This window comes from Salmonella sp. 741265055_HSA (genome assembly GCF_046569525.1).
Taxonomy (GTDB): Bacteria; Pseudomonadota; Gammaproteobacteria; order Enterobacterales; family Enterobacteriaceae; genus Salmonella; species Salmonella enterica.
Genome location: NZ_JBKFSQ010000008.1, coordinates 92,096 through 104,258, shown reverse-complemented (window position 1 = coordinate 104,258; position 12,163 = coordinate 92,096). Strand labels below are relative to the sequence as shown.

Sequence of the window (12,163 nt, the reverse complement as noted above, 5' to 3'; positions counted from 1 at the left end):
CCGTGCCGGCTGGCGGCTAAGACCTTATCTGGTCTATAGTCAATCAGGTTAGCCTGAACCATCAGGCAAATTCCGGCTATCAACAACAACGCCCGCTTATGTGGGCGTTTTGTTTATCCCCCCCTCTTCGCAGCACTCAGTACATCATTCCATCACACCAAACATAATTAGTGTGATCCACTAATTAGTTTGCGTATCATTTGTATAATAACCTATTAATCAGGCTAATAACCGCAGTCTATATCAGGGTAAGACTTTTCGGCGCGTTTTGATATACGCGCTCATACGTTTCGGGATGGCATTGAAAGGCGAAGGAATATGAATACAACTGCACCTACGGGCTTGCTGCAGCAACCTCGTCCATTCTTCATGATCTTTTTCGTAGAATTATGGGAACGATTTGGCTATTACGGCGTCCAGGGCATCCTGGCGGTCTTTTTCGTTAAACAATTGGGTTTTTCTCAGGAACAGGCCTTTATTACCTTTGGCGCTTTTGCGGCGCTGGTTTATGGCCTGATCTCCATCGGCGGCTATGTTGGCGACCATCTGTTAGGGACTAAACGCACCCTGGTCCTGGGCGCGGTTGTGCTGGCGATTGGCTATTTTATGACCGGCATGTCGCTATTAAATCCCGATCTGATTTTTATCGCACTGGGTACGATTGCCGTGGGCAACGGGTTATTTAAAGCCAATCCCGCCAGCCTGCTCTCTAAATGCTATCAGCCTAAAGATCCCCGGCTGGATGGCGCTTTCACCCTGTTTTATATGTCAATTAACATCGGTTCTTTGTTATCGCTATCGCTGGCGCCGGTGATTGCCGATAAATTTGGCTATGCGGTGACCTATAATCTGTGCGGCGCTGGTTTAATTGTTGCGCTTCTGGTGTACTTCGCCTGCCGTGGCATGGTGAAAAATATCGGTTCTGAACCGGATCATAAACCGCTACGTTTTCGCAATTTGCTGCTGGTACTGCTCGGCACCGTCGTCATGATTTTCCTCTGCGCCTGGCTGATGCACAACGTTAAGATTGCCAATCTGGTGCTCATCGTCCTTTCTATCGTCGTCACTATTTTCTTCTTTCGCGAAGCGTTTCGTCTGGATAAAACCGGCCGCAATAAAATGTTCGTGGCGTTTATTCTGATGATTGAAGCCGTGCTGTTTTACATTCTGTATGCGCAGATGCCTACCTCGCTGAACTTCTTTGCGATTAATAACGTGCATCATGAAATTCTTGGATTCGCCATTAACCCGGTGAGTTTTCAGGCGCTGAACCCATTCTGGGTGGTCGTCGCCAGTCCGGTACTGGCAGCGATTTACACCCGATTGGGTAGCAAAGGCAAAGATCTGACTATGCCGATGAAGTTTACGCTCGGCATGTTCCTCTGCGCGCTGGGTTTTCTGACCGCCGCCGCCGCCGGGATGTGGTTTGCCGATGCGCAAGGATTGACGTCGCCGTGGTTTATCGTGCTGGTGTATCTGTTCCAGAGTCTGGGCGAGCTGCTGATTAGCGCGCTGGGACTGGCAATGGTCGCCGCTCTGGTGCCGCAGCATCTGATGGGCTTTATTCTGGGAATGTGGTTCCTGACCCAGGCCGCCGCCTTCCTGCTCGGCGGTTATGTGGCGACCTTCACCGCCGTACCGGAAAACATCACCGATCCGTTACAGACGCTGCCAATTTATACCGGCGTCTTTAGCAAAATTGGTCTGGTAACGCTGGCGGTCACCGTGGTGATGGCCATTATGGTGCCGTGGTTAAACCGGATGATTAATACGCCAGGTACCGAACAGTAATACTCAGTGCCGGATGCGGCTTACGCCTTATCCGGCCTACAAATAATTGAGAATCATAGGCCCGATAAGCGTAGCGTCATCGGGCAATCCGTTACTCCGTCTGTGGGGTTCCGGCATAAATATCAAACCGATGCCCTTTGGTGACGATGGCGTTGGGCGTCGCGACATCCGCCAGCGGCGGCGCATAATCGGGACGTTTAACCACCACGCGTTTGGTCGCCAACTGACGCGCCGGTTCCAGCAGGCCATCCGCGTCGAGATCCGGCCCCACCAACGACTGAAACACCCGCATCTCTTTCTTTACCAGCGCGCTTTTCTGCCGGTGAGGAAACATCGGATCGAGGTACACCACCTGCGGGCGCGGCGTGATATCAGTCAACGCCGTCAGGCTGGAAGCATGAATCAACTGCAAACGCTCCTGAAGCCAGCCGCCAATATCCGCATCGGCGTAGCCGCGCGTCAGACCGTCATCGAGCAACGCGGCGACCACCGGATTACGCTCCAGCATCCGCACGCGGCAACCGACGGACGCCAGCACAAACGCATCGCGCCCCAGTCCGGCCGTGGCATCAACCACGTCCGGCAGATAATCGCCTTTGATACCGACGGCTTTCGCCACCGCTTCGCCGCGCCCGCCGCCAAACTTGCGCCGGTGCGCCATCGCGCCGCCGACAAAATCGACGAAAATGCCGCCGAGTTTCGGTTCGTCGCGCTTGCGCAGCTCCAGATGTTGCGGCGTCAATACCAGCGCCATCGGGTTGTCTTCGTCATGCTCCAGTCCCCAGCGGGCAGCCAGCACAGATAAGGCGCCGTCTGTGGCGCCCGTTTCATCCATTAAGCAGATTTGCACGTAAAATCAGCCTTTAATCCCGTAATGCTCCAGCATCGCGTCCAGTTGTGGTTCACGGCCACGGAAGCGTTTAAAGAGTTCCATTGGCTCTTCAGAACCACCGCGAGTCAGGATGTTATCAAGGAACGACTGACCGGTCTCACGGTTGAAAATGCCTTCCTCCTCAAAGCGGGAATAAGCGTCCGCCGCCAGTACGTCGGCCCACAGATAGCTGTAGTAGCCTGCCGCATAGCCACCGGCAAAGATATGGCTGAACGCATGTGGGAAGCGGCCCCATGTCGGTGACGGCACCACGGCGACCTGTTTTTTAATTTCAAAGAGCGTCTCAAGAATTTTCGCCCCTTGCTGCGGATTAAATTCCGCATGCAGACGGAAATCAAACAGACCGAACTCCAGTTGACGCAGAATAAACAGCGCCGCCTGATAGTTTTTCGCCGCCAGCATTTTATCCAGCAGTTCCTTCGGCAACGGCTCGCCGGTTTCATAGTGGCCGGAGATAAACGCCAGCGCTTCCGGCTCCCAGCACCAGTTTTCCATAAACTGGCTTGGCAGTTCGACCGCGTCCCACGGCACCCCGCTGATGCCGGAGACCCCGGCGGTCTCAATGCGGGTCAGCATATGATGCAGGCCATGACCAAACTCGTGGAACAGGGTGATCACTTCGTCATGGGTAAACAGAGCGGGTTTACCGTTCACCGGACGGTTGAAATTACAGGTCAGATAAGCGACCGGCTTTTGCAATGTGCCGTCCGCTTTACGCATCTGGCCGACACAGTCGTCCATCCACGCCCCGCCGCGTTTGTGTTCGCGCGCGTACAGGTCAAGGTAGAAGCTGCCGCGCAGCTCGTTATTTTCGTCATACAGTTCAAAGAAACGCACTTCCGGGTGCCAGACATCAACGTCAGTACGCTCTTTGGCGGTGATGCCGTAAATACGTTTCACCACTTCAAACAGGCCATTCACGGCTTTGTTTTCCGGGAAGTACGGACGTAGCTGCTCATCGCTGATGCTGTACAGGTGCTGTTTTTGCTTTTCACTGTAGTACGCGATATCCCACGGTTGCAGCTCCTCAATGCCAAATTCGGCTTTGGCGAAGGCGCGCAGCTGGGCCAGCTCTTTTTCCCCCTGCGGACGAGCGCGTTTCGCCAGATCGGTTAAGAAATCGAGCACCTGCTGCGGATTTTCCGCCATCTTGGTGGCCAGCGATTCATGGGCATAATTTTCGAAGCCCAGCAGTTGCGCCAGTTCATGGCGCAGCGCAAGAATTTCTTCCATCACCGGGCTGTTATCCCACTTACCGGCGTTCGGCCCCTGGTCGGAGGCACGAGTGGAATAGGCGCGATACATCTCTTCGCGCAACGCCTGGTTGTCGCAGTAGGTCATGACCGGCAGATAGCTCGGGATATCCAGGGTCAGCAGGTAACCTTCCTGCTCTTTGGCTTCCGCCTGGGCTTTAGCGGCGGCGAGCGCGCTTTCCGGCATTCCCGCCAGCTCGGCTTCGTCGGTGATGAGCTTCGTCCAGCCCATGGTGGCATCGAGCACATTATTGCTGTACTGGTTGCCCAGCTCAGACAGGCGAGTGGCGATTTCGCCGTAACGCTGCTGTTTCTCTTTCGGCAGACCGATGCCGGACAGTTCAAAATCACGCAGCGCGTTATCAACCGCTTTCTTCTGCGCGGTATTCAGAGTGGCGTAATGATCGCCGTCGCGCAGGTCGCGGTACGCGTTGTACAGTCCTTCATGTTGCCCAACCCAGGTGCTGTATTCCGACAGCAGCGGCAGCGTCTGTTCGTAGGCTTCACGCAGCTCCGGGCTATTTTTCACCGAGTTTAAGTGGCTAATTGGCGAGAAAATACGCCCCAGAACATCGTCGGCTTCCGCCAACGGCTGGCAAAGGTTTTCCCAGCTATACGGCGCGCCATGCGCCACAACGCCTTCTACCGCCGCCCGGCAATCGGCCAACGCTTTGGTGACCGCAGGCACCACATGCTCCGGTTTAATTGCAGAAAAAGGCGGCAGTGAAAAAGACGTTAGTAATGGATTGGTCATATGCGCAGTCCTGTAGAAGAAGGTGAGTGGAGCGCGCTTTTGGCGCTCTCGCGATGAGATCTAGAATGGGGGATAGTAAGGGGAATTTCAATGATGGACAGCGTACAGACGTGGGTATCGCTGCAATAAGCCGCCCCTTTAACATCATCCCGGCTTACGTTTTATAAGCCGGGTGACAACGTTAGCGCGTTTTTCTCGCCATCTCGTAAGCAGCGGACAGATCCAGACGCTGCCAGAACTGTTGATCCTCGGTCTCGCCCGACAACGGATATCCTGTCGGTAACGCCGTCTCTTCCATTAACGCCTGACGCTGCGCTGGCGACAGGTTTGGCAGCGCTGTCTGTAGCAGAACATCGGCGCCTTTTGGTATTTTCAACGGCTGATGCTCGCCTTTCTGTTGCGGCAGGTTATAAGTCATGGTGAAGCGGTAGAAGGTATGCATGGCCGGATCGCGGTACGGATCGTCTTTTCCGGCCGATGCCGCGCATTCGACAATCGTCGTACCGCACTCTTTCACCAGCGCCTCGCGCAGTTGAGCGCGAGCTTCGTTGAATAACGTACGGTAATACGGATCGTTAAGATAATGCGCGACATTACGCTGCGCGACCATCCGCGCGCCCATTACATCCAGCGGATAGTGTACGCCAAGGACCAGGCGAGAATAGCCATAACGCGCGCCACGAATCACCAGCGCATCAAAGCGTTCCGGGATCATTTCCGCCATCAACAGCGCATCCGTATAACCGGTATTCGTGTGTCCGCTGGGGAAAGCACCGCCACCTGCGGTATAAGGATGACCATCTTTTACCACCACATCATCCGGCGTCAAATGGATAGTATTACCCGGCACCTGGTAAGGACGCGGGTAATGAAAATATTTTTTCGCCGCGCCGGTGCTGACTTCCGAGGCTTTAATCAACGCCGCCGCTTTGCCCAACTCACCTTTATCATAAGCGGCGAGAAATGCCCGCCCCAGCCGCGGCCCCATTGCGTCGCTCAGGAAATAGAGATACTCCACGCTTTCCGCATCCGCCAGCGCCTGGTGACGGGTATTAACATCGGCATCGTGATTAATCGCCGTCACCGTCGCCAGATTGTCTTTCAATACTGCTTCCGGCAATGTATTGAAGGCGGAAAGTAGGGTAATTCCCATCTGTTGATTCTCAGTAGTATGAAAATCATAACCGCTAGCCTGTAACCAGGCATTATCCGCCTGGATGGAATTCTGTCGCATCTGAGCCAGGGCGTCGCGAGTCAACGCGGCGGTATCGCCTTGTAATGCCTTACGCAACTGTGTCAGCCATTGAGCCTCAAGGTCATTAGAGGCGACGCTCGCCGAGTCGGGCGTCACGCTTTTCGCTATCGACTCCGCCTGGGGCAGGGGAATATCTTTCGCCAGTGCCGGCATCGCCAGCGCCAGAGATGACGCCAGTACAGTAATGTGTAGTTTCATTATGGTTCCTTTCATTAAAAATAACGCCAGGTCAAAACCACTACCTTGCCCACAGGCGATGCTGGCCTGCGCAGTTGACGGTTTGATGATACGAACACGTCTTGCAATACTTTCACAACGCGCGAAACAACATGGCGGTACTGGGGTAATCTGCACGGATCTGCGGTAAACTATCGGCTAACTTGTTTACTTCCCGGAATATCTGCATCCATGCTCAGTTATCGTCACAGCTTTCACGCAGGCAACCACGCCGACGTCCTTAAACATACCGTTCAGAGCCTGATCATCGAGTCGCTAAAAGAGAAAGAAAAACCGTTTCTCTATCTGGACACGCACGCGGGCGCGGGGCGTTATCAGTTGGGCAGCGAACATGCTGAACGTACCGGAGAGTATCTGGAAGGCATCGCCCGTATCTGGCAGCAGGACGACCTGCCCGCCGAACTGGAACCGTATATTAGCGTCGTAAAACATTTCAACCGCAGCGGGCAGTTACGCTACTATCCGGGCTCCCCGTTAATCGCCCGCCAGTTGCTGCGTGAGCAGGACAGTCTGCAACTCACGGAATTGCATCCCAGCGACTTCCCACTGTTGCGCGCGGAGTTTCAAAAAGACAACCGCGCCCGCGTGGAACGCGCTGACGGCTATCAGCAACTGAAAGCCAAATTGCCGCCAGTTTCCCGCCGCGGTCTGATCCTCATTGACCCACCTTATGAAATGAAAACCGATTACCAGGCGGTAGTCAGCGGCATCAGCGAGGGTTATAAACGTTTCGCCACCGGTACATACGCGCTATGGTATCCGGTGGTGCTCCGCCAGCAAATTAAGCGCATGATTCATGATCTGGAGGCCACCGGCATCCGTAAAATCCTGCAAATTGAGCTGGCGATCCGTCCGGACAGCGATCAGCGCGGGATGACGGCCTCCGGTATGATCGTGGTTAACCCGCCGTGGAAACTGGAGCAGCAGATGAACAACGTGCTACCGTGGCTGCACAGCAGGTTGGCGCCAAACGGTCACGGACACACTTCGGTAAGCTGGATCGTGCCGGAGTAATCACAGCCATCGGTGGAACCTTTCACCTTCAGGTATACAATCGCGAATATTTTGGCGGATAGCGCAGAATCTATCCGTCCGACAACGAACATAAAGGAGCGGTCATGACCAAACACTATGATTACATCGCTATCGGCGGCGGCAGCGGCGGTATCGCCTCGATTAACCGCGCCGCTATGTACGGCCAGAAATGCGCGCTCATCGAAGCCAAAGAGCTGGGCGGCACCTGTGTTAACGTGGGCTGCGTGCCGAAGAAAGTGATGTGGCATGCCGCGCAGATTCGTGAAGCGATTCATCTGTATGGCCCGGACTACGGTTTTGACACCACGATTAATCAGTTTGACTGGAGCAAGCTGATTGCCAGCCGTACCGCGTATATTGACCGCATCCATACTTCATACGACAACGTGCTGGGCAAAAATAACGTGGATGTGATTAAAGGCTTTGCCCGCTTTGTCGATGCCAAAACCATTGAGGTGAACGGCGAAACCATCACCGCCGACCATATTTTGATCGCTACCGGCGGTCGTCCGAGCCATCCTGAGATTCCAGGAGTGGAATACGGCATTGATTCCGACGGTTTCTTTGCGTTGTCTGCCTTGCCGGAGCGCGTCGCAGTGGTAGGCGCAGGTTATATCGCCGTTGAACTGGCTGGCGTTATCAACGCGCTGGGGGCGAAAACGCATCTGTTTGTCCGGAAACATGCGCCGCTGCGCAGTTTTGACCCAATGATTAGCGAAACGCTGGTTGAGGTGATGAACGCCGAAGGCCCGCAACTGCATACTCACGCCGTGCCGAAAGCGGTGGTGAAAAACGCCGACGGCAGTCTGACTTTGGAACTGGAAGATGGCCGCAGTGAAACCGTTGATTGCCTGATCTGGGCCATTGGTCGCGAACCGTCGACCGACAATATTAATCTGGCGGCAGCGGGCGTGAAAACCAATGAAAAAGGTTACATCATTGTCGATAAATTCCAGAATACCAACGTTGAAGGCATTTACGCCGTTGGCGACAATACTGGCGCGGTAGAACTAACGCCAGTCGCCGTCGCCGCCGGTCGCCGTCTCTCCGAACGCCTGTTTAACAACAAGCCGGACGAGCATCTGGACTACAGCAACATCCCGACCGTGGTCTTTAGCCATCCGCCTATCGGCACCGTCGGGTTAAGCGAGCCGCAGGCGCGCGAGCAGTACGGCGACGAGCAGGTGAAAGTCTATAAATCATCGTTTACCGCTATGTATACCGCGGTGACGACGCACCGCCAGCCGTGCCGTATGAAGCTGGTCTGCGTCGGGCCGGAAGAAAAAATTGTGGGTATCCACGGTATCGGCTTCGGCATGGATGAAATGTTGCAGGGCTTCGCGGTAGCGCTGAAGATGGGCGCTACCAAGAAAGACTTCGATAATACCGTCGCCATCCACCCGACCGCGTCGGAAGAGTTTGTGACCATGCGTTAATATCTTGTGCGCCCATCTTCGAGGGTGGGCGCACAGGCCTTCATGATTAATACGTACTGAAATAACTCTGGATCAGTTCCGGATTACGCGTCTGAGTTAATGCCGTCATCAGCAAGACTCGCGCCTTCGCGGGGTTGACGGTTGATTTTGCTGACGCCATCCTGAAAATCGTCGTAGTGCGCATACCCTTCCGTCTGCTGGAGCAGTTCGACCGCACTCAGCAGGCCTTTCATTGTTTTCTCTCCGGCAATATCTTTACCGTCGCCAAACGTGTACGTTTCCACATAGTCGCAATGCGCCACCAACGGTGAATCCATTATCCAGGTTAAACCAATGACCGGCGCGCCGTGCTGACGGGCGATTTCAGCCGCTTTAATTGTCTCTGGCGTATTACCTTTGTGGGAGGCGACAACCACAACGGCATTTTCTCCCAGCGCTACTGGCGGGTTGTTAATAAATTCTCCGCTGTTATACAGACCGACAGTCAACGCTTTCGCTTCTTTTTCTAAAAATGCTTTCGCCGGATAGAACGCCGCATAAGAACCGCCGCACGCCACGTAATAGACGTGTTTAACGCCCCCTTTCTCTGCCTGGCTGGTCACAATATTGCTAACTGTCTCTTTCATACCCATCATGCTTTCCTCTGGTCCCATCAATGATACAGGCGAGGATTCGCCATAAATGACTCATAATGTATTATTATTTTTATATGACATTTAAAGACATTTTATCAAGATGGAAACCAAAAAAAATCGGGATCCGCGATCTGGATCCCGATTCAGCCTGCTCTTCGTTAGCGTAATGCTGACATCATACGGTAAACCGTATTTTATCGCCGACAATCAACTGTTGCGAAACGCAGGAGAGTTCTCCTTTGTTATCAATCATTTCACTTTTTATCAGGATCAGCGGATAACCCTCGTTGACGCCAAGATAATGGGCGACTTCAAAGCTGGCATAAACCAGTTCGATCATCTTACGGGAGTGGGTAAACCATAAATGGTATTTCTCGCGTAAGCATTCATACAAAGAGTGATTATTAAGATCTTCGTCCAGCAAAAACGCAAAACGTGGGGGAAGATGTACGGTTTCCAGCGATACCGCCACATCGTCGGCATAGCGGATACGTTCAATGACGACCGCTTTTTCGCCATCGTTCATATTCAGTAACGCTTTTGTCTCATCATCAACCGATTCAAAAACGGATTTGATGGTGCGTGACCCCGGGCGACGTCCCTGGGACTGGCATAACTCGCTGAAACTCATGATGCCGGTCATGCTACGCTGAAATTTCTCACCAGAGACAAAGGTGCCTTTGCCGGAGACACGGGTCAGCAAATTTTCACGCGTCAGCGCATCCAACGCCTTACGGACCGTGACCCTGCTCACCTGCCAGCGCGCGCTCAGTTCATTTTCCGTCGGGATCTGCTGGCCTGGTTTATACTCTCCACGCGCAATGGCCTCTTTTAAGGCGGCTTCAAGCTGCTTATAAAGCGGTTTGGCGCTTTTACTGTCGGGTTGCTCGATCATTTGTATCCATTTGTATTATCATGGTGCCATAGCTTGTATTATAACTATTTACGTTACCTTTGCTTGTGAATCCACGCCATGCGGTGACGTAGTGATACCACTATGAAACGAATGTTCTGATTTTAGGTCTGGGGCGGGCGTCATGAAAATAGGATTTTCGCAATATTATTCAGTAAGTTATGAATTGTTTTTTCTTGAGAGGTAAATTGCAAAATGTGATCCACCGCACACTTTGCCACTCAGGTATCGAAGCGAATGTCTACGCTTAATAGACAGCCGGGCAACACCCGTATCTTTTACGACGCAAGCCGGAGGTCCTTGTCATTATGCTCAACCAGAAATTAAACCCCACGCCTTCTGAAGATCTGACTATTGATGTCGATCTGCTTTATGAAACAGACCCGTGCGAGTTAAAGCTGGATGAAATGATCGAGGCGGAACCGGAGCCGGAGATGATCGAGGGGCTTCCCGCCTCTGACGCCCTGACCCCTGCCGATCGGTATCTCGAACTGTTCGAGCATGTACAGTCAACAAAACTGTTTCCAGACAGTAAAACGTTCCCGGACTGCGCGCCGAAGATGGACCCGCTTGATATCCTGATCCGCTACCGTAAGGTCAGACGCCACCGTGATTTTGACTTACGCCGCTTCGTCGAGAACCATTTCTGGCTACCGGAAACCTTATCCAGCGAGTATGTCTCTAACCCCGAAAACTCGCTCAAAGAACATATTGACCAGCTTTGGCCGATACTGACGCGCGAACCGCAGGATCATATTCCGTGGTCTTCGCTGCTGGCGCTGCCGCAATCCTATATCGTGCCGGGAGGCCGTTTTAGCGAAACCTATTATTGGGACTCTTATTTTACCATGCTGGGTCTGGCGGAAAGCGGGCGCGAAGACTTACTTAAATGTATGGCGGATAATTTCGCCTGGATGATTGAAAACTATGGCCATATTCCCAACGGCAACCGGACCTATTACCTGAGTCGCTCCCAGCCGCCGGTTTTCGCCCTGATGGTTGAACTGTTTGAAGAAGATGGCGTGCGCGGCGCGCGGCGTTATCTCGACCATCTCAAAATGGAATACGCCTTCTGGATGGACGGCGCCGAATCGCTGGCGCTCAACCAGGCTTATCGCCACGTTGTGCGGATGCCGGACGGTTCCCTGCTGAACCGCTACTGGGACGATCGCGACACGCCGCGCGACGAGTCCTGGCTGGAAGATGTCGAAACTGCAAAACATTCCGGTCGTCCGCCCAATGAAGTCTACCGGGATTTGCGCGCCGGGGCGGCGTCCGGCTGGGACTATTCTTCACGCTGGCTACGCGATGCGGGCCGGCTTGCCAGCATACGTACGACCCAGTTTATCCCTATCGATTTGAACGCTTTTCTGTATAAACTGGAGAGCGCTATCGCCAATATTTCAGCACTGAAAGGCGAACGTGACACCGAGGCGCTATTTCGCCAGAAAGCCAGCGACCGACGCGCCGCCGTAAACCATTATTTGTGGGATGATGAAAACGGCTGTTATCGGGACTATGACTGGCGACGCGAAGAAATGGCGCTCTTTTCCGCTGCCAGTATCGTGCCGCTGTATGTCGGTATGGCGAACCACGAGCAGGCCGACCGTCTGGCAAATGTGGTACGCAGCCGTCTGTTAACGCCCGGCGGGATTATGGCGACCGAATACGAAACCGGCGAACAGTGGGATAAACCGAACGGCTGGGCACCGCTGCAATGGATGGCGATCCAGGGCTTCAAACTGTATGGCGACGATATGCTGGGCGATGAAATCGCCCATAACTGGTTAAAAACGGTGAACCATTTTTATCAGGAGCACCATAAACTGATCGAGAAATACCATATTTCCGGCGGTACGTCCCGCGAAGGCGGCGGGGGCGAGTATCCGCTACAGGATGGGTTCGGCTGGACCAATGGCGTGGTGCGCCGCCTGATTGGCCTTTACGGAGAGCCTTAACCTG

8 protein-coding genes and 2 pseudogenes are annotated in these 12,163 nt (G+C 53.7%); 4 read left to right on the top strand and 6 right to left on the bottom strand.

The window, feature by feature from the left end:
* Positions 1 to 318: 318 nt before the first annotated feature.
* A complete protein-coding gene (gene dtpB / locus ACLD4K_RS06835; protein ID WP_411011589.1) occupies positions 319 to 1,791 on the top strand; it encodes a dipeptide/tripeptide permease DtpB in 1,473 nt (490 codons plus the stop codon).
* A 91-nt stretch (positions 1,792 to 1,882) separates the two neighbouring features.
* Here the strand turns inward: dtpB and rsmJ are convergent, their stop codons facing one another.
* The 3 genes from rsmJ to ACLD4K_RS06820 form a co-directional block, all read right to left on the bottom strand.
* Positions 1,883 to 2,641: a 16S rRNA (guanine(1516)-N(2))-methyltransferase RsmJ gene (rsmJ, locus tag ACLD4K_RS06830; protein ID WP_411011588.1), complete on the bottom strand. Its 759-nt coding sequence runs from the start codon at positions 2,639 to 2,641 to the stop codon at positions 1,883 to 1,885.
* A gap of 6 nt (positions 2,642 to 2,647) precedes the next feature.
* Positions 2,648 to 4,690, bottom strand: a complete 2,043-nt coding sequence (prlC, locus tag ACLD4K_RS06825) for an oligopeptidase A (protein ID WP_001528193.1) — start codon at positions 4,688 to 4,690, stop codon at positions 2,648 to 2,650.
* 181 nt (positions 4,691 to 4,871) lie between these two features.
* A complete protein-coding gene (locus ACLD4K_RS06820) occupies positions 4,872 to 6,143 on the bottom strand; it encodes an acid phosphatase (protein ID WP_411011587.1) in 1,272 nt (423 codons plus the stop codon).
* Positions 6,144 to 6,353: 210 nt separating this feature from the next.
* On the opposite strand from ACLD4K_RS06820, the gene ACLD4K_RS06815 reads away from it, so the two are divergent.
* Together ACLD4K_RS06815 and gorA are read left to right on the top strand one after the other, a co-directional pair.
* Entirely contained in the window at positions 6,354 to 7,196 is an 843-nt protein-coding gene (locus ACLD4K_RS06815) for a 23S rRNA (adenine(2030)-N(6))-methyltransferase RlmJ (RefSeq protein WP_000954233.1), read from the top strand.
* 104 nt (positions 7,197 to 7,300) lie between these two features.
* Positions 7,301 to 8,653, top strand: a complete 1,353-nt coding sequence (gene gorA, locus ACLD4K_RS06810) for a glutathione-disulfide reductase (RefSeq protein WP_000160773.1) — start codon at positions 7,301 to 7,303, stop codon at positions 8,651 to 8,653.
* Between the two features lie 46 nt (positions 8,654 to 8,699).
* Here gorA and ACLD4K_RS06805 read toward each other — a convergent pair.
* The 3 genes and pseudogenes from ACLD4K_RS06805 to ACLD4K_RS06795 all read right to left on the bottom strand — a co-directional run.
* Positions 8,700 to 8,792: pseudogene (locus ACLD4K_RS06805) on the bottom strand (L-asparaginase); the annotation flags it as partial.
* A pseudogene (gene fraB, locus ACLD4K_RS06800) lies at positions 8,791 to 9,288 on the bottom strand (6-phosphofructose-aspartate deglycase); the annotation flags it as partial. The pseudogenes fraB and ACLD4K_RS06805, both read right to left, overlap by 2 nt.
* 175 nt (positions 9,289 to 9,463) lie before the next feature.
* Positions 9,464 to 10,183: a GntR family transcriptional regulator gene (locus ACLD4K_RS06795; RefSeq protein ID WP_000572566.1), complete on the bottom strand. Its 720-nt coding sequence runs from the start codon at positions 10,181 to 10,183 to the stop codon at positions 9,464 to 9,466.
* A gap of 326 nt (positions 10,184 to 10,509) precedes the next feature.
* On the opposite strand from ACLD4K_RS06795, the gene ACLD4K_RS06790 reads away from it, so the two are divergent.
* Positions 10,510 to 12,159 (top strand): alpha,alpha-trehalase, encoded by a 1,650-nt coding sequence (locus ACLD4K_RS06790; RefSeq protein ID WP_023892901.1) that lies wholly within the window; start codon positions 10,510 to 10,512, stop codon positions 12,157 to 12,159.
* The last annotated feature ends 4 nt before the right edge of the window (positions 12,160 to 12,163 follow it).